The 25,048-nt window shown below is 38.5% G+C and carries 24 protein-coding genes and 1 pseudogene; 23 read left to right on the top strand and 2 right to left on the bottom strand.

What is annotated here, in order from left to right; genetic code table 11:
• Nucleotides 1-63 precede the first annotated feature (63 nt).
• The 15 genes from H1230_RS25170 (at nucleotide 64) to sigK (ending at nucleotide 16,059) form a co-directional block, all read left to right on the top strand.
• Entirely contained in the window at nucleotides 64-954 is an 891-nt protein-coding gene (locus H1230_RS25170) for a leucine-rich repeat domain-containing protein (RefSeq protein ID WP_239712572.1), read from the top strand.
• A 335-nt stretch (nucleotides 955-1,289) separates the two neighbouring features.
• The gene (locus tag H1230_RS25165; RefSeq protein ID WP_239712571.1) at nucleotides 1,290-1,715 is read left to right on the top strand and encodes a hypothetical protein; all 426 of its coding nucleotides are present in this window, start codon (nucleotides 1,290-1,292) and stop codon (nucleotides 1,713-1,715) included.
• A gap of 248 nt (nucleotides 1,716-1,963) precedes the next feature.
• Nucleotides 1,964-2,557, top strand: a complete 594-nt coding sequence (locus H1230_RS25160; RefSeq protein WP_239712570.1) for a recombinase family protein — start codon at nucleotides 1,964-1,966, stop codon at nucleotides 2,555-2,557.
• A gap of 116 nt (nucleotides 2,558-2,673) precedes the next feature.
• Complete coding sequence (locus H1230_RS25155; protein WP_239712569.1) at nucleotides 2,674-3,951, top strand: DUF6602 domain-containing protein; 1,278 nt, start codon at nucleotides 2,674-2,676, stop codon at nucleotides 3,949-3,951.
• 352 nt (nucleotides 3,952-4,303) lie between these two features.
• Entirely contained in the window at nucleotides 4,304-5,386 is a 1,083-nt protein-coding gene (locus H1230_RS25150; protein WP_239712568.1) for a helix-turn-helix domain-containing protein, read from the top strand.
• 363 nt (nucleotides 5,387-5,749) lie between these two features.
• The gene (locus tag H1230_RS25145) at nucleotides 5,750-8,257 is read left to right on the top strand and encodes a DEAD/DEAH box helicase (RefSeq protein ID WP_239712567.1); all 2,508 of its coding nucleotides are present in this window, start codon (nucleotides 5,750-5,752) and stop codon (nucleotides 8,255-8,257) included.
• Nucleotides 8,258-8,499: 242 nt separating this feature from the next.
• Nucleotides 8,500-9,252: a hypothetical protein gene (locus H1230_RS25140; RefSeq protein ID WP_239712566.1), complete on the top strand. Its 753-nt coding sequence runs from the start codon at nucleotides 8,500-8,502 to the stop codon at nucleotides 9,250-9,252.
• Between the two features lie 198 nt (nucleotides 9,253-9,450).
• Complete coding sequence (locus H1230_RS25135; protein ID WP_239712565.1) at nucleotides 9,451-10,353, top strand: ATP-binding protein; 903 nt, start codon at nucleotides 9,451-9,453, stop codon at nucleotides 10,351-10,353.
• Nucleotides 10,354-10,519: 166 nt separating this feature from the next.
• Nucleotides 10,520-11,014, top strand: coding sequence for a hypothetical protein (locus tag H1230_RS25130; RefSeq protein WP_239712564.1), 495 nt, complete (start codon nucleotides 10,520-10,522; stop codon nucleotides 11,012-11,014).
• Between the two features lie 410 nt (nucleotides 11,015-11,424).
• The gene (locus H1230_RS25125) at nucleotides 11,425-11,589 is read left to right on the top strand and encodes a hypothetical protein (protein WP_239712563.1); all 165 of its coding nucleotides are present in this window, start codon (nucleotides 11,425-11,427) and stop codon (nucleotides 11,587-11,589) included.
• Between the two features lie 34 nt (nucleotides 11,590-11,623).
• Nucleotides 11,624-12,364, top strand: a complete 741-nt coding sequence (locus tag H1230_RS25120) for a hypothetical protein (protein WP_239712562.1) — start codon at nucleotides 11,624-11,626, stop codon at nucleotides 12,362-12,364.
• Nucleotides 12,365-12,444: 80 nt separating this feature from the next.
• Nucleotides 12,445-13,242: a TIGR02391 family protein gene (locus H1230_RS25115; protein ID WP_239712561.1), complete on the top strand. Its 798-nt coding sequence runs from the start codon at nucleotides 12,445-12,447 to the stop codon at nucleotides 13,240-13,242.
• Between the two features lie 360 nt (nucleotides 13,243-13,602).
• On the top strand, nucleotides 13,603-13,824 hold the full coding sequence (locus H1230_RS25110; protein ID WP_239712560.1) for a hypothetical protein: 222 nt from the start codon (nucleotides 13,603-13,605) through the stop codon (nucleotides 13,822-13,824).
• Nucleotides 13,825-13,907: 83 nt separating this feature from the next.
• On the top strand, nucleotides 13,908-15,578 hold the full coding sequence (locus tag H1230_RS25105; RefSeq protein ID WP_239712559.1) for a recombinase family protein: 1,671 nt from the start codon (nucleotides 13,908-13,910) through the stop codon (nucleotides 15,576-15,578).
• Complete coding sequence (gene sigK / locus H1230_RS25100) at nucleotides 15,496-16,059, top strand: RNA polymerase sporulation sigma factor SigK (RefSeq protein WP_345773373.1); 564 nt, start codon at nucleotides 15,496-15,498, stop codon at nucleotides 16,057-16,059. Before H1230_RS25105 ends, sigK begins: the two co-directional genes overlap by 83 nt.
• 231 nt (nucleotides 16,060-16,290) lie before the next feature.
• Here the strand turns inward: sigK and H1230_RS25095 are convergent, their stop codons facing one another.
• Nucleotides 16,291-16,881, bottom strand: a complete 591-nt coding sequence (locus tag H1230_RS25095) for a TetR/AcrR family transcriptional regulator (RefSeq protein ID WP_239712558.1) — start codon at nucleotides 16,879-16,881, stop codon at nucleotides 16,291-16,293.
• A gap of 145 nt (nucleotides 16,882-17,026) precedes the next feature.
• Between H1230_RS25095 and H1230_RS25090 the strand changes: the two genes are divergently transcribed.
• The 8 genes and pseudogenes from H1230_RS25090 to H1230_RS25055 all read left to right on the top strand — a co-directional run bounded on the left by H1230_RS25090 (nucleotide 17,027) and on the right by H1230_RS25055 (nucleotide 22,696).
• Entirely contained in the window at nucleotides 17,027-18,028 is a 1,002-nt protein-coding gene (locus tag H1230_RS25090) for an NADP-dependent oxidoreductase (RefSeq protein ID WP_239712557.1), read from the top strand.
• Between the two features lie 31 nt (nucleotides 18,029-18,059).
• Complete coding sequence (locus H1230_RS25085; RefSeq protein ID WP_239712556.1) at nucleotides 18,060-18,374, top strand: alcohol dehydrogenase catalytic domain-containing protein; 315 nt, start codon at nucleotides 18,060-18,062, stop codon at nucleotides 18,372-18,374.
• Between the two features lies 1 nt (nucleotide 18,375).
• Nucleotides 18,376-19,053, top strand: coding sequence for a zinc-binding dehydrogenase (locus H1230_RS25080; RefSeq protein ID WP_239712555.1), 678 nt, complete (start codon nucleotides 18,376-18,378; stop codon nucleotides 19,051-19,053).
• Between the two features lie 3 nt (nucleotides 19,054-19,056).
• A pseudogene (locus tag H1230_RS31765) lies at nucleotides 19,057-19,901 on the top strand (alpha/beta fold hydrolase).
• Nucleotides 19,902-20,125: 224 nt separating this feature from the next.
• Entirely contained in the window at nucleotides 20,126-20,824 is a 699-nt protein-coding gene (locus H1230_RS25065) for an SDR family oxidoreductase (RefSeq protein WP_239712552.1), read from the top strand.
• Nucleotides 20,825-20,867: 43 nt separating this feature from the next.
• Nucleotides 20,868-21,947 (top strand): alkene reductase, encoded by a 1,080-nt coding sequence (locus H1230_RS25060; protein ID WP_239712551.1) that lies wholly within the window; start codon nucleotides 20,868-20,870, stop codon nucleotides 21,945-21,947.
• Nucleotides 21,948-22,022: 75 nt separating this feature from the next.
• Nucleotides 22,023-22,157: a hypothetical protein gene (locus tag H1230_RS31445; RefSeq protein ID WP_275590963.1), complete on the top strand. Its 135-nt coding sequence runs from the start codon at nucleotides 22,023-22,025 to the stop codon at nucleotides 22,155-22,157.
• Nucleotides 22,133-22,696 carry an SDR family NAD(P)-dependent oxidoreductase gene (locus tag H1230_RS25055; protein ID WP_239712550.1) on the top strand — a complete coding sequence of 188 codons (564 nt, stop codon included), beginning with the start codon at nucleotides 22,133-22,135 and terminating at the stop codon, nucleotides 22,694-22,696. Before H1230_RS31445 ends, H1230_RS25055 begins: the two co-directional genes overlap by 25 nt.
• Before the next feature lie 815 nt (nucleotides 22,697-23,511).
• Here the strand turns inward: H1230_RS25055 and H1230_RS25050 are convergent.
• Nucleotides 23,512-24,840: an IS3 family transposase gene (locus H1230_RS25050; protein ID WP_239712333.1), complete on the bottom strand. Its 1,329-nt coding sequence runs from the start codon at nucleotides 24,838-24,840 to the stop codon at nucleotides 23,512-23,514.
• Nucleotides 24,841-25,048 lie beyond the last annotated feature (208 nt).

Below are 25,048 nucleotides of genomic sequence, written 5' to 3'. Positions count from 1 at the left end.
CCCTTCAAGGAAGTTATTATGTCAAAGTTAAAACATCTTTAATTAGGGGGGGGGATCTAATCAATGAATTATCTTGAATTTAAAGATAATGGCTTTAAACGAGCTGTTGAGAAACAATTGGGATTGTCACAAAGTATAATGACCTCACAGAACATTAGTAATATCACGGGTATTGTTGTAAGTACATCATCAGAGGAAATTCTTCCAATCCCTTGGGTTCTAGATGGGTCAGCGTTTAATATGCACAAACCAAACCTATATTTTAATGTAACTGAATCAGAGAATGGCCTATGGGAGGAGGATCTGAAGTTATTTAAGCATATCTCGTCGCTTTACTTATTTGTACCTGTTGGAAACCTTGATTATCTTCGACAGTTTTCGAATTTGAGTGATCTTTATGTAGCGAAGGGAAGTACTACTCATGATTGGTCATTTTTAGAGGACTTACACTACATGACTTATCTATTTTTAAATGGGGTATCCTTCTCTGATCTTGAGATACTGCGGAGACTATCGGTAACTCAAAATGAATCAATTTCTAAAAGTGAGAAGTTGACCACTTGGCATAACAGGCTTACCTGTTTATGCATGACGCATTGCAATATTAATGACGTATCACCCTTAGCCGATTGTCAGTGGTTAGCCGAACTGGATTTATCTCATAACAATATCACCGAGTTTGGTTCTTTGTTGGGTCTTCAAAGTCTTTATAGTTTAACTTTAAGGTATAATTGCCTATCTGATTTGTCTTTTATTAGAGATAATAGTCCGAATATTAATTATTTAAATTTGCGTCATAACAATATTGTAGACATTACTTCTTTGGTTCATATGTCAGAGGTGAACAAACTTTATTTGGGACATAATCCCATTACTGATTATACTGTCTTGGAAAGGATGCATATTAGTAGTCATGACGTTGAAGGTTATAGTGCCCGTAGAAAAAGAACGTAGTTTGATGTATTAAGCGGAAATAGTGTAATGCCTACCGGCAATATTCAATACCTTAAGACACCTAGTATTATAGAGGTGTCTTTTCTCCATATAAAGACTGAAGGAGACGGAGAATTATGACATCGACTAAAAATGAAGAGTATATATTCCGCGCTGAGTCTATACTGCTTGCCTTTTTGTAAGCATGAATTACCCAAGTTATTTCTGGACATAAGTTCAATTTCCACAGTAGAGGCGGGACCAAAATACATAGATGTACACCGTTAAAGTCCTATGTTAAGGGGTATCAAACAGGTGTGTTTTAGTGTTTTGGTATAAATCAAGAAGGGGGAGATATGTTGAAGATTCTTCTTACTTTACAAAGTCAACACGCACGTTATTCTGAGTTGATCTTTTCCGACCACATTGACATTCAAGAAAGGATATTATTAACGCAGAAATATAATGCCCTTAGAACTATAGAGTTTTTTATGTTTGAAGACTTTTTGCAAACTTTACCTGACCATTCTCGCCAATGTGTTAAGTACGACTGTTCGATTGGCAGCCCCATTTTAACAGCTGCCTTCCTCAATTTAGATGTTGAAGAGGTTAGAGCGATTCTTTCAGAGATTGAACTAAAAATGGAAACGTTTCTTGGTGCTGAAACTATCAATAATATTGACTTAGCTAGGAATGAAAGTGGTGTATCTAAAGCATTGGTGCACTATAAGTCAAACGTGCTAAAGCATCAAATAACTAGAATGCTTAGCAAGCCTTACTGAATTGAGAAAGCGTTATGCAACATCTTCTAAATTGGGCAGAGCCCAAGAATGATGCTTTTCGCTTTAAAGGAACACTATCCGTTACATCGGACTGCTGTATTGTATTCAGGGTCACTCGCGAGGGTCATAACTCTTGAGTTTTGGCCCCTTCCTTTTGTAGTGAAAACCAGACGGTATAATGCGGGTTCAGCAGGTGTCATAACTGGGGGTCATAAATCAAATGATTTTTAAAGGGGTGTTGGGGGTAAATGGGTAAAATTATTGGTTACTGCAGGGTTTCTACAAGAACACAACTCGACGGCAATAGTTTGGAGCAACAGAGCATGGAGATTAGAAACAGGTACAATAATGCATTTATTATCGAGGAGCAGTATAGCGGAGCTAAAGAAGATCGGCCTAAATTCAACTCCGTAGTTGCTGGTTTAATTGCCGGAGACATTTTAGTGGTTACCAAGCTTGACCGTTTCTGTAGAACTGTAACGGAGGGGTTACGGTATGTTGAAAATCTGCATAGGAGAGGTGTAATAATACACATTTTGAATATGGGTCTTGTTGAGGATACACCAGTCGGAAAGATGCTATTAACCAATCTATTCGCATTTGCAGAATTTGAAAGAGCTATGATCCTTGAAAGAACCCAGGCCGGTAAAGCAATAGCTAGGCAAAAAGAGGGGTATCGAGAGGGAAGGCCACTAAAGTTCACTAAGCGACAAATGGATTATGCCACTGAGATGCTAAGAACACACACAATGAGAGAAGTTGTTGATATTACTCGGATTAGTGAGAGCACTCTTAAAAGAGAGCTCCGAAGAAGAAGGGGATTACCAGAAAACTTCATCTGAATTTAGCCCAGCTAAAACTATTAAAAAGTATAAGAATATTATCATTAGTTCAGCAAACATACGCTCTCTCTTTATAGTATACTGGAAGCATAATGCAGTTGAGAGGTGGATTTAAATTGATTACAACAGTAGCCGATCTATTGAATTCTCTTATGACCAAGGAAAAAGAATTATTGAAAAAATACAGCATAATTAAGCATGGTCCTACAATTGGAGATATGTATGAAGGACTTACAGCAAGTCTTCTGAATAAGGCTATATTTGAAGGATTAGATATAAGGGTCGTGTCTGGAAAAATACGAAATGAAGTAGGTACCTTTAGTAATGAAATAGACTGTATGATAGTAGATGGAGAAGGCGAAGCCATTCCGTATACCGGGAAGTTCATATATGAGCTTTCTCAAGTAATTGCAGTTCTAGAAGTTAAAAAAAACTTGTATCAAGATGACTTAATAGATGCCTATAATAAAATGCGACAAATATACACAATCACTGATCCTAGCAATGAACTTCTAAATATGAAAGCGTTTAGAGATGCGTTCAGACATATAGCGCAGAAAGAACTACCAGACTATGAAGAGGTTACAGAACTGCCTTTACATGAGCAAATGATTTATCACAGTTTGTTAATAGAAGAAATGATGCCGGTTAGAATAGTATTTGGTTATTATGGATATTCGTCTGAATTTTCCCTAAGAGAAGCGTTCAATAAATATATAGAAAAAAACTCGGGTATTAAGGGCTTTAGTCCAACTATCTTTCCCGATCTTATTATATGTAATAATAGTGTTTTAGCAAAGCTGGATGCTATGCCTTACATAAGTCCACTAGATAGAGAAGGGAATTGGAATTTCTATGGTTCAACAACACATAATCCGTTCCTAATTCTTCTAGAGTTTATTTGGACAAAGCTAAGCTACAGATACAATCTTAGTGATGATATCTTTGGCGAAGATCTGGATTTTGAAGCTTTTCATCCTTTTTTGCGGACTAAGGCTAAAAAGAGTGATAATAAAATAGGCTGGGAGACAAGTTATATTTTTATCCCAAAAGAAGGACTTGATCATGAGCCTTTGTTTTTTGAGTGGCAGCCTGCGGAACTTGATGAAATAGAGTGGTTTATAATCAATTGGCTTTGCTTACATCAAGAGCTTAATACAGAGGAACCGGGCTTCCAAAAATGGTTGGATCAAAAAGGTGCGAGACTAGAAGACCTTATTAAGAGTCTTTCTGGGAAGAGACTGACTACTTTTGAAAAAGATACATTTCATTTGTTGACTGATCAGTGTGCGGTTGTTACTGTTAACGGTAAGTGGTATGCTGCCGAAAATAAATCAGGTAGACTGACTAATTGGGTTAACAAGATGATGCTGATGCAAGGTGAAAATGAATAAAATGTATTTGTAATAAACAATAGTAACTTTGTATGAGTTTAAATCGGGATGAGACTGATAGCTTATGCTATTGTCTAAGAACCACTAATTTAACTTTGAGGACTATAAAACGGCCAAGCATGGTGCTTGGCTTTTTTACATTGAAGTGGGGATCAATATTATGGGTATAATCCCTGTTAAACATTAATTGCCTAACGAATAACTTGTCGTTTTGCATTCAGGTATTTTAGGGATTCCTTAATTTCTAGGGATTTATTTGTGAAATAGACTTATTAATAACGAATACATTGTCATCTATAAATACTCATTATCTTCGTATAAAATTAAATGTAGGAAGAATGGAGGTTAACCAATGAATATAATAGATGAGGATTTTATTAAACAGTATGTTACTGATAAGTATTCGTATAAGAAGCTTATTTCTTATTTAGAAAGGCATGAAATAATTGGTGAAGAAATATTCCCTTATCTTGGAGAGGGACATAAGGAGCTAATTATTCATTTTGGAGACAGAAATTCCTATTGCGCTTTACCAAAAGAAGTCTTTATTAAGAGAATTCCCTTTTACTTCTATAAGCCAAAGGAAAATAGTCGCGATATAGGAGAGCTAAGCCAATATACAATGGGAATTATAAGAGAACCTTCTATTTTCAAAGATTCTGAGGAATGTTTAGAACGTTTATATATTTCTCTTGAAAAATTGTTTTATTACTACAAATTGGATTTAAACACAATCTTTCAATACACAATTGATCAAACGGGATATGTGTGTCAAACACAAGTGTTTTTTGATTGGTTCCACTATTTGGAATTGGCTGAGCAATTGAATCTTGCCGAGAAAACACCAGAATGTCTTATCATTGATTACAATAATGCTCTAGAAAAGGTGGGGTTAGAGCCGGTAATATTCGAACTTGGAGAGACTTTTATAAGTGAATATATTTACCGTCGTGGGAACGTTTTTGAGCTTAGTGGAACCTTTCCCTGTGATACAGAAGGTCGTCCTATTATAAGATGGGTAGGTGTGAAAATTAAAAATGCAACTAAGATTTGGGCGAAAGTTGATAAGAAGCAGAAAGGCTATCTATATGTAGAGGTATCACCGAAAACGGCTATTTGGGGTAGGAATTGCTGGGGAAAAGATAGTGAAGGAAACGATGTTTGGTACCCATTATATCTAGGGCCACAACTAATGCATTTCGATTCATCTGCTTTAAAGTATGAAAGAAGTAATGCAGAACTTTCGCAGAAACAAGTTGCAGAGATGATTGGAATTTCTGTTCGCACATATCAAAAATGGGAAAGTGGCGAGACTACACCAGATAGCCAAAACCTCTTAAGGTTAATGAACGTACTAGATATTACAGATACAAAGTATCTGACTAAATGGATCGATGTGGAAAATGGTGAGTCTGTACTATCCAGTGAAAAGTAATATTGTGCTCAAACAATATTGTCGGGGTTGTTTTATTTTCTTGTTTGTCTCATCTCTTCCGAGCAATTCTTAGGAGCTGTTTATGGCATTGTTCATACCAATAACATCCATTAATATGATATGATAGAGAAAATATCCGAATTATAGGAGTTGTGGAGAAGAAATGTTTTAGGTATATAGTCCTTTCTATAATATAGAATACTTATGAGTTAAGAACTATATAATTTATTAGTATTGAGGTAGAGAGAGGTTAGTATGAGAATTGATTATTCCTGAATATAGTATATTTAATTTGTTCTGGAATATGCAATTATTAGAACAGGAAAATGAGAAATTCATTCCAGTCACTAAGGAGCGGTATTTGTGGTAGATTTCAAAAAATTAAAGTCACAAAAATCAAAACCAAAATCAATTCATCCTTGTGAAATTTTTAGACGTTTACCAAAACCGCCTGGAATTAACGATCTGTACACCAGCCAAACAGAAATTCTTAATGCTTGGTATGATCGTCGTGAAGAACGTGATATTGTTCTTAAGTTGCATACTGGAGGCGGAAAGACTTTAGTTGGTCTACTTATAGCTCAATCGACAATGAATGAAACGGGTGAGCCAGTACTTTATTTAACTCCGACCACACAACTTGTCCAGCAGACACTTGAAAAAGCGGCGGATATGGGCATTGCTGCAGTTCCTTACATAAAAAAACAACCTCTCAATGACGACTTTATTAATGGAAATGCAATTATGGTAGGAACGTATAGCGCACTTTTTCATGGTAAAAGTAAATTTGGTATTCGTGGAGAAGCTAACCCGCAGAAGGTTTCAGCAGTTATTCTTGATGATGCACATGCTGCTTTCTCAGTAGTTCGTGATTCATTTACCCTAGATGTCAATATAAAGGATAACAAAGCCCGTTATGAAGACCTAATAGATCTGTTCCGTAAATCATTTAAAGAGACAGATAAACTGGGAACATTAGAAGATATAGTTGCAGGTTCGGATTTTTCTGTTTTAGAAGTTCCTTACTGGGCGTGGCATGAGCAGTTAGATGCAGTAAGAGAACAATTGAGGTCAGATGCCAATAAATATGCTTTGGTTTGGCCTTTATTGAGGGATCAACTTCATCTCTGTCATGCACTAATTAGCCGAAACTCTTTTTCAATAACCCCAATACTTCCTTTGGTTAATGCATTTCCTACATTTTATGAAGCTCCACGAAGAATCTATATGTCTGCGACTATAGCAGATGATAGTGAGATTATTCGTACATTCGATGCAAATCCAGATTCATTGAAAAATGCTCTTCAATCTCGATCCTTGGCTGGAATAAGCGAAAGAATGACGCTTATTCCAGACTTAATGTCGTTTGAGTTTAAACGAGAAGAGCTAAACAAGATAATTGAGTGGTCGGCCAATACGAAAAAGTTAGGAACTATCGTTCTTGTTTCATCTGATAAAATAGCGGAACAATGGTCAGATGTTGCAACTGTAGCAAAAGGTTCTGAAAATGTTGAAAATTTAGTTGTTAAATTGCAGAATGAAGAGATAAGAGGTCCGGTTGTCTTTGCCAATCGATATGATGGAATAGATTTGCCTGGTGATTCTTGTCGTGTTCTTGTTATGAGTGGACTTCCCTCTGGAACTTCCAATTATGAGCTTTTTAGAGCATCTGCACTTTATGGGGGGACTACAATAACTCGAATGATAGCCCAACGTATTGAGCAGGGTATCGGAAGAGGATCACGTGGTTCTGGAGATCATTGTGTGGTTCTATTAGTTGGAAGTGATATTTCAGCTTGGGTTGCTAAAGAAGCTAATTTTCGATTCCTTACCAGTGCTACCAGAGCTCAACTTGATATGGGCATTGAGATTAGTAAGGAAGTGAAAAGTTTAAAAGACCTGGTACAGACCATACAGAGGAGTTTTGACCGAGAAAAGGATTGGACAGAATATCATGCTGAAACTCTTGCTGAACTAGTCGATGAAGAAGATGCAAATGGTATTCATTTTATTCAAGCAGCAGTTGAAAGAAAAGCGATCAATTTATGGAATGATGGGTATCATGAGCAAGCAATTGCTAAGCTTGAACAAGTTGTGAATGGGAGACAACCATTAGACATTCAGATGCGAGGTTGGATAGAGCAGTTGGCCGCTCGAATCGCTGATAAATGGGGGAATTCGGAGAGAGCTCAAGATCTGCAGCGACAGGCTTTTGCTAATAATAGAAACCTAATTAGACCAAGGGTTCTTCCACCATATCGAGCCCTTTCGATACCAGGACCACAAGCTAAAGCTATTGTCCAGCAAATAGGAGGCTATCGTCTTCGCCAAGGGTATATGCAATCCTTTGAGGAAATAGTTTCACATTTACATCCTGATGCATCAGCAAATCGTTTTGAGCAAGCTCTTAGTGATTTAGCTGTAATAATTGGACTAAATTCTGAAAGGCACGATATACAGGGAGAAGGGCCAGATGTGCTTTGGTTGTTACCCAATAAAGTAGGATTTGTTATTGAGGCGAAAAGTAGAAAGAAAAGTAAGAATGCACTAACCAAAGAACAGCATGGGCAACTTCTTGTTGCAGCTGAGTGGTTTACGGGCAAATATCCAGGATACGAATGTGTAAGGGTAAGCGTTCATCCTAAAAATCAGGCAACGCCCTCTGCCGTTGCGGGGGCATCCCATGCTCTGATATTTGAAAAGCTTGCATCAATGGTTTCAGATGCTCGAATTTTAATATCTACTTTATGTGAATCACAACTTGATGCGGAAAATCTGGAAACCGAATGCAATCGTCTTCTTGGGAGTTCAAATATTCGATATGATCGTATCAGTACTCATTATTTAGTTCCTTTTGATGTACAAGAGTAAGACTTTATAAAAGAGGCACCTTTTCTTTTTTGATGATCAATCGATGATCAACTTAAAAGGATAGGTGTTTATTTTATTGTTAAATTATTTAATAATAGGGGAGAAATAAGTGTAGAGTAAGTGCCACTAAATTGAAAACTAAACCGAGATTTATAGGGGGGGATGTTTATAAGGAATTCTCAGTATCAGTTGATTTATGAAGTTATGTATCTAAGAGGAAATGTAAGGAGTGCAGATATCTAATGAAATATGAGAATATCTCTATGGACATATGTTCAAGTGATGAAGTAGCTGCTATGAATCTTATAAAAAACGCTGCATATTTTTTATGTAAAGAGCTAATTATAGATATTAGAGACTTTAAAGTTCACTTTTTAATGTCATTCGATTATATTACTGATGCTAAGAAAGTTCATCATTCCAATGAGGACATTGGTTATCCAAATGCTTCATTTATTGCTCCCTATAATCAGAGTGAGGCATATGTGAATAAGGGTGTACCAATAATTATTATCAATTTGGCCAAGTTGAGAAATGCTCCTCAAGTTTTTAAAGAGTCAGTTATAGTACATGAGTTGGTACATTACTATGATTATATAATTTCAGGTGCACATTTTTCCAATAAGTATAAAGTTAACCTTAGTGATAATGGTATACTAATTGCATACTTTCAAACCCGTTCTGAGATGCGCGCTAAATTCTATCAAGAGAAATATACTTACATATCTAACGAGACAAGTTATCATAGTCTTAGACATTTACGGGAGACACTTACTCCAATTAATGAAAGTGATATTTTTTATAGTCTCTCTCATGCAAAGGGACAGTTGCATTACTGGGACTCATTAGTCTTACAACCTGCTCTTAAGCAGTTCGTAGAAAAAGAAAAAAGCAAAATTGCAAAATATGAAAAATTGAATGGAATCATTGATCTTACTGAAATATTTGAGATCAATGGGTTCTTTGAATTTTGTAATAAGACCAGTAAAAAGTGAATGAGAAAATTGTATTCTTGTACTAAATATTTCTCGGTTTGCTTGATAATATGAAAGAAATAAGGAGTGGTTTGAATTATTTGCCTACTTATAAATAAAAACTACTGAAAGTAATACTAGAAATAAGTCTTTGACCCATCTATTAAATGGGAGTAAAATGGAAATGATTACAGACCAAAATGCTGGGAGAAGCGACTATTGTTAGAAACCACTGAGAAATTTAAAAACATCTATCATATTCACTCATGGCTGGACAATTGTGCTTATATATTTGATGAAGTAATGGAATATGGTCCTTTAAAGGTAGATTTGGGTCAATTGAAATGGTTAACGCCTGCAGGATTTACTGTTCTCCTGTCCACGTTAAACTATTTGGATCGTTTTTACTATTTAGACACAATACCACCAAAGTACGACTCTAGAACTGACAAGTTCGACATTGTTGGTTATATAGAACGGATGAATTTTCTAAGTTCATGTCCTGAAGATGTGAAATTGTCGTTTGAGAAAATGATCAACATGGATTACTACTATAACCGAAATCGTAACCGTAAAGAAAAAGAACTTGATGAATTACGTATTTCTCGATGTGATAGAGATATTGAAGAGTTGGAGCGGTCAATAAAACGGATAATGAGGGGAAAAGGGCTTCATATTAATCGAATTTCAGATATTACAGAAATTGTGACTGAATTGGCGCAGAATGCCGTGGAACATGCAGATGAAATAAGTGATGCTGAATGTTATTCATGCGTACAGTATTACAAAGAAACGAGTACTCAACCAGGCAGAGTCGAGATTGCAATTTCTGATACTGGCCGGGGTATTGTCGATTCTCTTAGAGATCATGTTGATGTTGGATCTTCAAATGACAGGATTGTTGAAAAGGCTATTTTCACCAGAGCCAGTCGTTTGCCTGAGCAGGATCGGGGTAAAGGCTTTAATAATGTGCGTAGAACTGCATTTGGTTGGTCTTCAGATGCTGAGTTTTATGTTAGAACTCACGATAGTATGTATCGTATTTACGAAAATCGGTTAGAACTTTTAGATAAGGGGAGATATTTTCCAGGAACATTTTATTACATAATAATTAATGTGTGAGGGGTTGACATCTTTCTAGAGGTGGTATAAATTAGAGGAAAGGACGATTTCAAATCCGGAATTGAAATCGGGTCTTCAAATCTAATAAGAATGGTGGATCATTATGCTAAAGGTTAACTTACTTCCTGCTATTGACACGAAGGTAAGCTTAATCGGAAGAAGATCAATGATTCCGCTGAACCAGAAGGTCATGAAGCAGATCGAAGAAGCTCCATATGGATCAATTTTGGTTTATGATATGGAGCAAGTAGAAGGTATGAATGGGTCTGGAATTGATGAAGTGATCATCAAGCCTTTGAAATGGATTCTACAAGAGTCCAAAACCCATAATAAGTATTTGTATTTAATTAATCTCAATGAAGAAGAAGATCATTTATACAATTTACGAAAGAGCTTGCAGGGCGAAGAAGTGGTTTTGGTCGCTCAAACTGAAACATCAGTAGAGATTATTGGTGATCTCGGTGATGCTTCAAGAGAACTTTTGGAATTGGCTTATCAGCATAAGAAAATTACAGCTAGAACTGCTGCCGATGTGCTTGGTAAGAAAAACAACTCAGTTAGTACACAACTTATTAAGCTTCATGATCAAAGGTTGTTGCAGCGGCAAGAAGACCAGCTCGAAGAGGGCGGCAGACAATTTGTATATAGCAGCTTGTTCTAAGGGGAGAAATCCCCTTTAAACTAAAGAAGGGTTTCAAAATAGAAATTGAAATCCATGTCAAACTCTTTTTTATTATTTCGTTTTCAAATTTAATTTTGAAAACGGTGGAGGACTAGACTAAATAGAAGGTATCTTAATCCTCATTAAAAATTTAGAGTGTATACCTGGAATAAACTTTTTTCGGAAAATGCTCAAGTGTGGATATTACAAAATTTAAAAATAAAGGGAGAGAAGTGAAATGTTAATTTGTCGAAAGTCTATTCGCCGAAAAGACGGAACCATTGTAACAGCAGCATCAATCATATCTTGAAAAAAGAAAGCGGAGAAGGAGAGTAAGTAGGAGAACAATGAGCACCACTGTTTCGTAGCAGACAAATCATAAGAATTTAGATGAGAAGGGTGGAAATAATATGGCTAAAAATACAGGTAGCGGATTTCGTAAGGGTGCAGTTAAACAACGTACTCAATTTCAAACTCCTAACGGGAACTGGGCAAAACGTGATCCAGACACTGGACGTATCATGGATCAGAAAACTTCGGGTGGGAAGTTTAAAGGTATTCGCAAGGAAAAGTAATAAATTAATTATAGAGTTAAAAAAGGAGATCGACATGGATTTTTTTCTGAAGCTATTACTGAGCAGTACTCTTATATTTGCAATAAACTTCGTTTTTAAGACTTTAACCTCAAGTAAGTTTGATAAGCTATTTGTTCCTAAACACCAGAAGGCTTTACAGACTCTTTGCATCTTCATCCTGCTGATTGTACTTTTTATAGTATATGGGATGATTTTAGGTGCGCTTTATTTTCAGGTGAAAAGTTATAAGTATACCGAAGCTGTTTCTGGGATTCTGGCAGTTTTTTATTTGATTGGACTTATCATAGTAAGTATTGTTTGCTTGATGAAATATTTCAAGGAGAAGAAGAGCGGTTTACCTTACAATATTTCTGAGAAGAAAGTTCTTCGGTTGATTTTCGTTGTTGTATTTCTAAACATTGTAATATACTCAATGGTTCTTAGCGACACATTTTTCACTTCAGGAAAGACTAAAGTAGAATTTGTTGGAGACATTCTATACTGTATAGTTCAGTTTTTTGTATTAACATGTGTTCTTGTAAAGGCGATGACGTATTTATTGGGATATATGAAAAGACATTGGGGGTATGTGGTTTCACCAACACCAGAGGATGTAGATAAAAGGTACCTGCATGTCCTGTATTCATTATCACCTACTCAACTTGTTCTTTCAGAAGATAATGAAAATCTGCATTATCCTACGAATGTTTATTTGTTCGATGTTACCAAGCAAAGCTATATACATTTTGAGAGAATACTAATCATGAAAAAGTAATTTACCTTTACCACTAGAATGGATAAGCCTAAGATTAGCATCTATTTGGTTGAATAGAATGAAGGCATGAGGTGGAAGTTATGGTAAGTATAAACTTGAGATCATTTAAAGATGTAGAACTGGAAGCGTTATGTCGTATAATTGCCGATACCAACAACGGCATTACTGGATCTCAAATTGAGCACTACTTGGAGGCATTGAAATATAAGGATACTGATCCACTTATGACGAAGTGGAAGAGATTATATAATTCTCTCGTGAACAGGCAGAATGAGACTCAATCAGGAAACTGTGTGTTATCCTTCATTACGAAAGCTCTAGCCCCAAGCCGATACGTGGGTCAATTAGATGTATATCTTGATTTACTGGAGCAGATGAACAAAATATTAATTTTTCGTGGACTAGAGTATAAAGAAGATGGGAAGTTTCACAAGGTGAAGGTAGCAAACACTCTTAGCGAAGCAGAAATTAGAGTGTCAAGACTATCAGAAAAAATAGCATCTCGAAAACTGCACCCGCATCTCCTTAGGTACTGTAAACCTGAATTGCTTCAAAATAACTACTTTCACGCAGTCTTAGAAGCTACGAAGAGTATTGCTTCTATGATTAGGAATAAAACTGGTTTGGTAAGTGATGGAGCAAAACTTGTTGATGAAGCATTTACGGGAAATGATCCTCTAATTAAAATAAATGGGTATAAGACGGAATCTGAGATCAGTGAACAGAAGGGATTTGTCAGTCTGACTAAGGGCTTGTTTGGAACCTTTAGAAATCCTACAGCGCATTCTGCTAAAATAGAATGGAGTATGTCAGAAGAGGATGCTATAGACTTATTTACTTTAGCATCATATGTTTTGCGCAGAATTGAGAATAGTTAAGCTTATCAGAGGACTGAAATCTATGGGGAACAGAATAAAGACAAAACTTTATTTTTCAAAACCAATGGAGTGATTAATACCTAGACTATTGAAAATATTATTAATTTAAAAATAGAAGAGTATGTGAAGTGTTGAGACATTATCCAAAAATAAGACACCTTTCCGTTCTGAGTTGACTAGTTACTGGTCATCTAGAATGTTAAGGTGTTTTTTTTTGTTATTTATGCAGAGATAAGAAACAGGTACGGATATTTCATTTCAATTTGTGGTCTGAAGTTTTCATTCGGAGAGCTAGAGAACTACATCTTTCTATGCAGATATTGAGTTTCGCTCAAAATTGCATATCAGGATGTGGGCATAGTGAAAAAGGATAGCAAAGCTTTAAAAAATGCAAATGAAAAGGATGCAGCTGTCTGTAAGCGAGAATCAAAAGTTAAAAAGAAGAAGAAGGGAAAGATACACTTTACTTACGTACCTAGAAAAGAGGCATACACTGAACAAGAATTAAAGCAACTAATCGTAAAGGAAGAACAGTTTTTAGATTTTGTTGTAGAACACTGCTTGAGCAATACAAATAGATAATCCAATTGGATTATCTTGTATTTACTTCTTATCGTAGTTTGTTTATAATCAAACAACTCAATTATGAACGAGGTGCTAAAGGGATGGCTATTGCTATATATACTCGTGTTTCTACTGTCAGTCAATTGGATGGTACCAGTCCTAATGAACAGTTGCAGTTATGCAAAAAGAAGGCGTACAGTTTAGGCTTTTATGATTCAAACATTCGCATCTATCAGGAAGGAAGTAGTGGCGAGGATATTGATACGAGAATAGAACTTACAAAACTAAGGGAAGATGTAGCGGATGGTATTGTGACTGCTGTAATTTGTACACACCCTGACCGATTCAGCCGTGATCTTACTGACAAGTTAATTGTTTGTCGTGAGTTAGAGAAAGATAGCTCGAAATTGTATTTTACAGACGCTGAGTTTGCTGATACTCCAGAAGGTAATTTATTTTTTAATGTTATGTCATGTATCGCTGCTTATGAACTGGCTTTAATTCGAAAAAGAACTGTGCGTGGACGGATAGCAAAGGTTAGAGACTCTAAGAAAATTATGCCAATGAGAGTTGCGCCTTTTGGGTATGACAAAGACAATGAAGGGCAATTGATAATAAATGAAACAGAGAGAGTATATGTTCAAATGATTTATGAATGGTATGTATTGGAAAAACTAACCCTAAGACAAATTGGTGAAAGATTGTACGGTACAGTGATGCCTAAACGTGCTGAAAGTCCAAACTGGAGTGCAACTAGTATCAGAAATATATTAACCTCTGAATTATATATTGGTAAGTATTACTATAATCGTAGAGCTACTAAGAAAATTCGTGGAGAAGTGACAGCAAGTGGGAAACCTAAAAAGACATACGAATTCAGGGAGAAAAAAGATTGGTTAGTGGTCGAGATTCCACCAATCATTGATTCTAATATGTGGGAAATGGCTCAGAAACAAAGAGTTCAAAATACAACTAACAGGCACGTAGGTAATAGAAAGTATGAATATTTACTAAAATCAATATTAAAATGTGGACACTGTGGCAGAGCTTACGATGCGACAACGTACTCCTCCAAAATGAATTTGGATACAGGGATTAAAGATAAGTCGCGGAGTTATCGTTGTCCCAATAAAGCTCCAAAAAAATATGGACCGGAAATCCATAAGTGTGTTGTTCCATCATTTAATGCCGAAGTATTAGAAAACTATATTTGGGGACAGGTTCTCGAAATTGCCATGACACCTGAGAAGTTCATTACAAAAATTAATAATAAAGATGAAAGTTCCCTGTCAGTTGTAAAGGAAAAGGTTGATATGCTCGAGAAGGAACTTAGAAAAAAGGAAAATGCTTTATTTAAAGTGGATTCCTTATTCTTCGAGACGGAATCTGATACGGATGTTGAACGCTATGATAACTATCGAAAACGATATATTAATGAAATTCAATCTGTGAAAGAAGAGATTGAATCATATCGGTTCAAAATGGAGTCCTTTAAAATGGAGGAGCTTAGTAATGAGCAGATCACCTTCATGGTGAATAAGCTCAGAAATGAACTCATTGATGGAACTGAAGTTAGCTTTGAAACTAAAAGGAAATTAATAGAGATGCTTTTCGATGAAATAATCATTACACTTGAAGAAGATAATTCAGAGAATCCTGTAGATGGTATTAATGTGAATATTACGTCAATTGGTTTGTTTGATAAGCTATATCAGGAGGTTGATTACTCGGGAGTTTGTTCACAACCTCAAAAAATTCGACAATACAGGTGAGGATATGGAAGATTTGATCTCCATAGGGACGATTGGACTCATAAAGGCTATTGAAAGCTACCGCCCCAACAAGGGAACCAAGCTGGCTACTTTTGCTGCCCGTTGTATCGAGAACGAAATCCTCATGCACTTAAGATCGTTGAAAAAGACCCGTAAAGATGTGTCCCTACACGACCCGATCGGAACGGACAAGGAAGGTAATGAAATCACGTTGATAGATATTTTAGGTTCGGGAGCCGACGATCTGCTGATTACAGTAGATCTTAACATTGAGAAGAGCAAGATATACCGCAACCTGGAGATTTTGGACGATAGAGAGAAGGAAGTTGTGGTTGGGCGGTTTGGGCTGGATACTGGCGGGGAAGAGCGAACGCAAAGGGAGATTGCGAAGGAGCTGGGCATCTCGCGGAGTTATGTGTCGCGGATAGAAAAGAGGGCGCTCATGAAGTTGTATCATGAGTTTTATAAGGTGAAGCGGTGAGATTAAAATTACAAAGGCGGTATTCGTTAACAATAGAGCCAATAGAAAGCGACTTGTCTGCGGATGAGTTGCTTTTGTTTTTTAGATGAACCCCTGATGATTATGGGAAAACTCAGGGATTTACAATGAAGCTAGAATTCCCCGAAGCTACAATACAGTTTGGACATTCTTGGTTTTAGTAGATAGAGTTCTTTTGCGGTTTTCTTTGAATCCAACGAGAGGGATTTGGATTCAAAGCCCCTGTTTGATTAAACGCCAGATACGCTCAAACCTGTCCTGGTAGTCCGGGGAATTCCATGAATCTTTAAAAGAGGGGAGACTAAACACTGCAAACGCGGAGAGAATCGCCTCTGCCCGTTCGAAGCGGGGATCGTGATAATCCATGATGCCGTCAATAATTTGGTAGGAATCCCAGAGAACGTCACGTAATACGAGTGGATTGCTGTCCACGTATTGCGTATTCAAGGCAAACATCTTGGGATTCTCGTTATAGGCGCGTTTTTTGGCATTAGCAAATGCCCAGAGCCAATCGTGGAGTAATTCCTTTGGATTAGCCGAGTTAGTCATATCTATTTGGATTTGTTCTGAAATCATCCGGTTGAACCAGCTCTTAGAGACTGCTGCCCAGAGCTCTTGCTTATTTTTAAAGTGTTTATAGAGCGCTGCGTGGGTGATACCTAATTCATCTGCAATTTGGGTGAGCGTCACTTCGGATTTTTCCGTGCGCTCCATTAATGCCTCGGCTGTTTCAATAATGAGCTCTTGTGTGATTTTAGCCATCTTGTTGCCAACCCTTTCTTCTTCAATAAATTCCTTAATCATTGTTTATACACCTGCCTGTATTTTAGCATATAGAATAGTGAGTAACAATTGTTGACTTTTGTAACCTATGGCATTATGCTTGTTGTGTAAGTTACAAAAACTAATAAATGTTACTTATTATTCAGTGCAAAGGAGGTCATTAATTATGAAAGCAGCACAGATCACCAAATATTCAAAAAAGTTCAAAGTAGAAGTCAACGATATTCCAATCCCGGAAATAAGTGATAACGAAGTCTTGGTCAAGGTGAAGGCAGCAGCGGTTAATCATTTGGAATTGCTTATCGCTACCGGAAGCGTGAAGCTGATCCAGGATTATGAGTTTCCACTGGTACTCGGTAACGAGCTGACGGGTGTTATTGAGAAGGTCGGTAAGAACGTCCATGAATTTAAAGTTGGTGATGCCATTTATTCACGCCTGCCACTACACAAAATCGGTGCTTTTGCTGAGTACGCGGCGATTAGTGCAGATGCTATCGGGCACTTACCTGCTAATCTGGATTTTGTGACTGGTGCTGCTGCGCCATTAACAGGATTGACTGCCTATCAAGGGTTACATGAACAATTAGCTGCTAAAGCTGGCGAAAGCGTGTTTATTCCTGGAGGTTCGGGTTCATTTGGCCAAATGGCCATTCCTATCGCCAAAAGCATGGGGCTGAGGGTCATCGTTAGTGGAAATCCGCAAGCGCGTGAACGGACAATGGCGGCTGGAGCAGACCAATATATTGATTACACGACGGAGAACTACTGGGAACAACTTCGTGATGTAGATTATGTGATGGATACACTGGGACCAAGCGAATTTGATCATGAACTTTCAATTATTAAAGCAGGCGGCCGTCTTCTTTCTCTGCGGACCGGTCCTAACAAACGTTTCGCCGAAGCCATGCGCTTGCCGGGATGGAAACAAAAGCTCTTCAGCATTGCCGGGGCTAAGTATGATTACAAAGCGAAGAAAAAGAAGGTTCAATATCATTTTATCTTTGTCCGCAGTGATGGAGAACAATTAAAGAAAATTACTAAGATTATTGAGGATAACGGAATTGTACCAGCGGTGGACCCGACAGAATTCCACATTGAAGATATCAATGAAGCACTAAAGCTTCTTGCTACAGGCCATCCTAAAGGAAAAGTCATTATCCGATTTTAAGGGGAGTTACCTTATGAAGGCTGCACAAATTTTGCGGTATTCCAAAATACTGGAAGCGCAAATCAATAGTATCCCTGTTCCATTGATCACACCTACGCAGGTTTTAATCAAGACTATGGCAGCTGGTGTCGATCCACACCTTGTCTTGGCGATTACAGGCAAAGTGAAGTTGTTTGATCATTACGACTTTCCACTGACTCTGGGTAACGAACTTGCTGGAGTGGTGATCGAAGTCGGCGCCGGTGTCATGGATTTTAAGGTCGGTGATCACGTGTACACCATGCCACCGCTAGATAAGATGGGGGTTTGCCGAATATGTCGCAGTAGATGCGGAGATTGTGGCTAAGATGCCAGCCCATCTTTCCTTTAAAGAAGCAGCGGCCGTGCCATTGTCTGCTTTGACGATCGTCCAGGCGCTAGCTATTTTAGATACACGTCCAGGCGATAAATTATTTATCCCTGGGGGTACGGGTGGATTTGGTCAGATTGTCGTCCCTTATGCGAAGTCACAGGGACTGTTCGTGACTGTTAGTGGTAGTGGATCAGCACGTGCCTTGGCGGAGCGACTCGGGGTAGATGAGTTTATCGACTATATAACACAGGACTATACTGACATGCTGACAGGCTATGATTACGTTATTGATCCCCGGGGCGCTGGTGAATTTAGCAAACAAATGAAGATACTGAAGCCCGGTAGTAAATTACTGTCGTTAAACGCTGGTCCCAATGCCCGTTTCGCTAATCAAAGCACAGACTTGGCAACAGCGAAGAAAATCCTCTTCAGTTTACTGGGAGCACCTTTTGATGGAATTGCCAAATGGCAAAAGAAAAGTTATGACTTCTTATACGTACAGCCGAATGGTCAGCAATTAGCAGCTTTCACACAGTATCTTGAAAAAACAAACATTAAGCCGGTGATTGATTCCGAGTACCCCTTTGACCAAGTGAATGCCGCGATTGCTAAGATTGCGACAGGGCATAGCCAAGGGAAAGTTTTGTTAAACGTAGAGGATGGAGGTGAATAAATTATGACAACAAACTATTCATATGTAGAAGCACCAAATGTAAGTATTAAGACGGCTAATGGAACAGTTTACGCATACCGTGAACTAGGAGAGAAAATGGGTATCCCAGTCATTTTTTTCACTCATCTATCTGCTAATCTCGACAACTGGGATCCACGCGTAGTGGATGGTATTGCCAAAAAGCATTGGGTCATTGCATTTGATAATAAGGGTGTTGGACTTTCTAGTGGGAAAGTTCCAGATACGATTGAACAAATGGCAAGAGATGCGTTGACGTTCGTTCATACATTGGGATTTGAGCAAATCGATATTTTATCATTTTCTATGGGGGGATGATTGCCCAAGAACTCTTGGCCATCGAACCAAGACTTGTTCGTAAACTTATTTTGTCAGGAACTGGTCCTCGTGGTGGTAAAGGCATTGAGAATGTTACGAAACTTTCTGATCGTGATTTGATGCGTGCCATCTTCACGTTGAGAGATATTAAAACCTATTTATTCTTCACGCGAACAGATAATGGCAAACAGAAAGCAAAAGAATTTTTGGTACGTATCAAAGAACGCAAAGAGGCACGAGATAAGATAATTAGTTTCAAAGGATATCGTAGACAACTCAAGGCTATCCACGAATGGGGAATGGCAGAACCTGCTGATTTGTCAGGAATTACGCAACCTACACTTGTAGTAAACGGTGACAATGACAGAATGGTACCAACACCAAACTCCGATGATTTGGTTCAACGGATTCCAAATAGCAAGCTCATTATTTATAAAGATTCCGGTCACGGTGGGATTTTTCAAAATCATGATGAATTTGTGAAATCAGTCTTAGCATTTTTAGATAAATAACAATAAGAGGCTGTTGTTACTATTAGATAAATTCTTTACCGATCGTTCTCAATATGTTATATTGAATCACAGAGAGGGAATTGAATGGCAAGAAGCAAAGATTCAGCCTAGAAAGATATTAGTATAGTTGCCTGTGTTTATTCTAGTATGATCGTTCTTGAATGAGTCACAGTTTACTGAATTTTATGAAGAATTGTAATCAAAAACAAAAAGGAGCTAATACAATGAACATTTCTGAACAAGTAGCATTTGTTACTGGAGCAAACAGAGGTCTTGGCCGCCAGCTTACCCTTGAACTTCTATCTAGAGGGGCTAAAGTTTATGCTGGTGCAAGAAATCCGGAGACCCTTGATATTCCAGGTGTTATACCTGTAAAGCTTGATGTTACAAAACCAGACGAGGTAGCAGCAGCTGCCATCCTTGCTAAGGATGTTACGCTTTTAATCAACAATGCAGGATCATCAACAGGCGCATCTTTGCTGGAAGGGGATATGGAAAAAATACAATTGGAATTTGATACGCATTTCTTCGGTACGCTATCCATGGTTCGTTCTTTTGCACCGGTTATTGAAAAAAACGGGGGAGGATCGATTTTGAATATTCTTTCCGCATTATCTTGGTTTAGTTCGGGAACGGCGGGTGCTTATGCAGCTGCGAAGGCTGCAGAATGGGCATTGACGAACGATTTACGTTTAAACTTGTATCCTCATAATGTTAGAGTAGCAGGATTACATGTAGGCTTTATGGAGACAGATATGACAACCGGTATAGATGCTCCCAAATCGAACCCTGCTGATATCGCAAAAATAGCTATTGATGGTATAGAATCAGGCAGCTTTGAAATTCTTGCTGATGATACCAGCCGGATGATACAAGGTGGACTTGCAGGTGGCGTTTCTGCGTTATACCCACAACTTTCGTAATCACAATTTCGATGTTAACTTAATTTAAAGAGGAGTGTATAAAGTGGGGGAAATGTGGAGTAATACGAAAATTGGAAATCTGGAATTACCACATCGCTTGGCGATGGCGCCAATGACACGCAGCAGAGCGGAAGAGGACGGTACACCGGGAGAATTAAGCTCCCTGTATTATGCCCAAAGAGCATCGATGGGACTCCTTATTACAGAAGGTGCACAACCATCCGATGACGGTCAAGGGTACTTATGGTCACCTGGCATTTACACGGATAAGCATATCGAAGGGTGGAAGAAGGTTACGGATGCAGTGCATGAAGCAGGTGGATATATGTACATCCAATTAATGCATGCCGGTCGCATGTCGCATCCTGACAACACCCCCCATCATCGTCAACCCGTTGCACCATCTGCTATTGCTCCCGGGGTTCAAATGTTTACGGCCACAGGAATGCAGGACATACCTGTTCCGCGCGAATTAAGTAAGGAGGATATTCAAACGACCATTTCCGATTTCCGAAAAGCAGCAGCAGCAGCTATTGAAGCCGGTGCGGATGGCGTTGAAATTCACGGAGCAAATGGATATCTCATTAATCAATTCATCGGAGAAAATTCCAACACACGGACGGATGAATATGGGCGATCTATTGAGAATCGTGCCCGTTTTGCCATTGAAGTCACCAAAGCCGTCGCCCAAGAGATTGGAGCAGATAGAACAGGCTTCCGTATTTCGCCAGGGACACCTCTTGGGGGGATTCAAGATGGTGAACAAGGTCCTGAACTGTATCTCTATCTTGTAAAAGAGTTAGCTCAACTGGATTTAGCTTACCTCCATGTGATGCATCTCGGAAACGAAGAACTACTTAAGGATATTCGTTCCATTTGGACAAATCCACTTTTAGTAAATCGGGCTGGACGTGCTCTGGAAGATCTAAGTATCGATCTTGATAAGGGTCTGGCTGATATGGTACCTGTCGGTGTATGGTCATTAGCTAATCCGGATTTAGTAGAGCGGCTTAAATCAGGAGCTCCAATAAATGAAGTAGATCCTACAACTTTCTTCGGAATCGGAAGCAAGGGATATACGGACTATCCAACATTGAAAGAATTGGAAGCTCAGAAGGGCTAAGTATAGATTATATGAAAAAAATGGCGTACAACTTAAAATTGTGCGCCATTAAATACTGATAAGGGTGAATATGAATTGAAAACAATGGTTATAATCGGTGCAGGACCAGGTCTGGGCTTTTCACTGGCCAAAACTTTTGGAAGACATGGATTCCGTATCGCTATGGTTTCAAGAACACAGGAGAGTTGGATCAATATGCTGAGCAGCTAAATAAGATGGGCATTGAAGCTCAGGGTTTTGCTGCCGATATTACAAACAAAATGCAGCTTATCAGGGCTTTTGGGGAAATTAAGAATACATTCGGTACAATAGATGTCATGGAGTTTAGCCCGCATAGTGGAAATGTTTCTACGACATCTGTTCTGGATACGACAGATGAGAGCGCACTTCAAATTTTCAACAATGTTGTAATTGGAGCCAGCAATTCAGCAAGACAAGTCATTCCAGACATGACTGAACAAGGTGAATGGGCACTTCTTTTTACGAGCGATCTTTCGGCAATGAGTCCGAGCCTCATGTTTGGAAATTCAGGCATAGCTATGTCTGGGTTAAGAAACTATATTCTTAATTTACATGATCGTTTACATCCTTTTGGAGTATTTGTTGGACATCTGTCTATTAGTCCTTTGATCAAGAAAGGTACAGGTTTTGATCCTGATCAGGTTGCAGAAACTTGGTACAATCTTTATGAGAAAAGAACAGAGGTAGAGGATACTTTTCCCAAGGGCATCTTGCAATATATATCTTAATAAGCAAATCTTCATGCATATAACAGAATGATAATATATGATTTGCATTAAGCCCGATAGGGCTTTTTTACATACGTATGAAAAATATGAAAAATATCAAGGCCAATATCAGAGAGAAATAAATTATTTTAAAAGACAATTTTTTCTAACGGAGGATGTAGTTCAAAATATATTTGTATTAAATCAACTTGTAAAAATACATGAGAAGGAACGAGCGCAGATAGTGAAGTGTTTAATTGAGTTCAAGATATAAGGCATGCAGAGGAGTGATTTAAGTCAGCAGAGAATATGAATCCACTCAATGTCATCGTTTCTAGTTATACCGATATAATTTAATTAACCACACATATTGGAACCGTAGTACCGGCGTTCTCTTTAATTCCTGGCTAGCCGCATGCTGAAGAGGGTAACGAACTCGAAAGAGATGGAACGGATCCAAACATAATAATGATGCATTGACCTAACCCTATTCTATATGCAGAAAACAGAGCACAGAATTAACATTCTGTGCTCTGTTTTAGTTTCTTTATAACAATTCAGGTGAAGTCATGGATGATCTTAGTGCGAGGGCAACATGGAAAATTGTAATTGACGAGACGTTTGAGTATAGCATAGTCTGCTTTGATTAAGAGAATATGTGATTGAGGTGTTTTCTAATGCCTTCTAAATCAAATCCCAACTATGTTAAGCAGACTAAATAAGGTTGCGCTGCTCAAATAGATGCTTGACGGTGCGAAACAGTGGTAGTTGATTTGTGCAGCTTCTAATCTGGACCCTTAGTCAAGGACACTTGAAAAAAGAGTGGTTTAGAACCATTAGGAAACTAACAATAGGTGATTCCTGTATTGAACAGGGGTCATCTTTTTTAAACCCCATTGATATCTGTGGTGGTTGTAATAACGGATATAGCGATCAATTTCAAACTGTAGCTCTTGTAAAGATCGGCAACTGCGGTGATCCACATGATCTTTTAAATGGCCGAAGAATGATTCTTGAGGGGCATTGTCCCAACAATTCCCACGCCTGGACATCGACTGACCTATCCCATACTTCTTCAGCAGTGCTTGGTAGGTTGGACTCGTGTAATGGCTGCCTTGATCGGAGTGGATGAAGACATCTTTGTGTAACTTCACACGTTTTTGTTTCATGAGAGCGTCAATCGTGTCCGTGGCAATATCTAATGTGAGCCGGTTAGATACGTTGTAAGAGAGGATCTCGCCCGTCGAGGCATCTAGCAGGGTCGATAAATACGCGATCTCCGAGCGACCATGCGGGAGATAGGTGATGTCGGTAAGCAACCCCAGACCCGGAATACCCTTTTTAAAATCCCTTTGCAGACGGTTTGGAAGGGTCCGATGTTCCTTCGTAGCCTTCGCCATACGCTTATAGGGGTTAGGTTTTCTATGCGGGCATACGATGTTGAATTTCTTCATAAGCCTGCGGATTTTCTTCAGGTTATAAAGGATGCCAAACTCGTTCTCTAGAACCATCTTGATAGAGCGCGAGCCCTTCTTGTATCCTCTTCGGTGGAAAGCCTTCTTGATGTAGTCTCCCGCTTTAGCATCTGAACGAGTTCGCTCCAAGCGTGTATCTGCGGAACCTAAGTAGCTATAGTATCCCGAACGAGAAACGTTAAGCAACTTGCAAATGTAGCCTGTCATACGTCCTAGACCTTGATCCACAGCGTTCTTAATGAGTTCGAATAACTTAGTTTTGCTTAGATTCATTCCTTTGGCTACCAGCAACCTTTCTTTCGTGTCTAGCTTTTTTAACAAATCGACTTGAGATTCGAGCAGTCTAATCCTCGCTTCTTGCTTTGCAATGACTTCATCCGGGGATAGCTCCCGCTGCAAAGGACGCCCAGTGGCTTCCTTTCGAGAGTCGGATAGTCCTACAATCCCTCCTTGTTCATAGGCTTTCTTCCAGCGGTCAGCAGACTGTTCGATTCGCTTCATACCCATTACACTCACGTTAAATCCGTGAGCTTCGAAGATCTCTCTTGGGGTTTTGCCTGTCATGTATTGGTCAATAAATAACTGCTTAAATTCATCCGCATAGGTTATCGCCTTGTCACTCACTCTAACGACGTATCTGTTCTTTGACATCTGTTCACGTTCTTCTTCTGTAAATCGCTTCTTACTCATTTAATCCCCTCCGCTGTTCTTTCAGTATACAAAAAGGTACCCACAGCTTGAACACCTTTTTTTAAAGTGTCCAGTCTATGGGTACCAGTGTATTCTAAAAGATGAGCAAAACTACACTATCCTATCAGTACGGCGGCTTTCCAGCCACTATTGGTGCTGAGTTCTTTTGCTTAATGAACGGTATGGGGAGTGAATTGAAACGGGGAGC

The sequence above is a fragment of the Paenibacillus sp. 19GGS1-52 genome, assembly GCF_022369515.1.
Lineage (GTDB): Bacteria > Bacillota > Bacilli > Paenibacillales > Paenibacillaceae > Paenibacillus_AQ.
The sequence above is the reverse complement of the archived record's forward strand: the minus strand, read 5'-3'. Positions and strand labels throughout refer to the sequence as shown.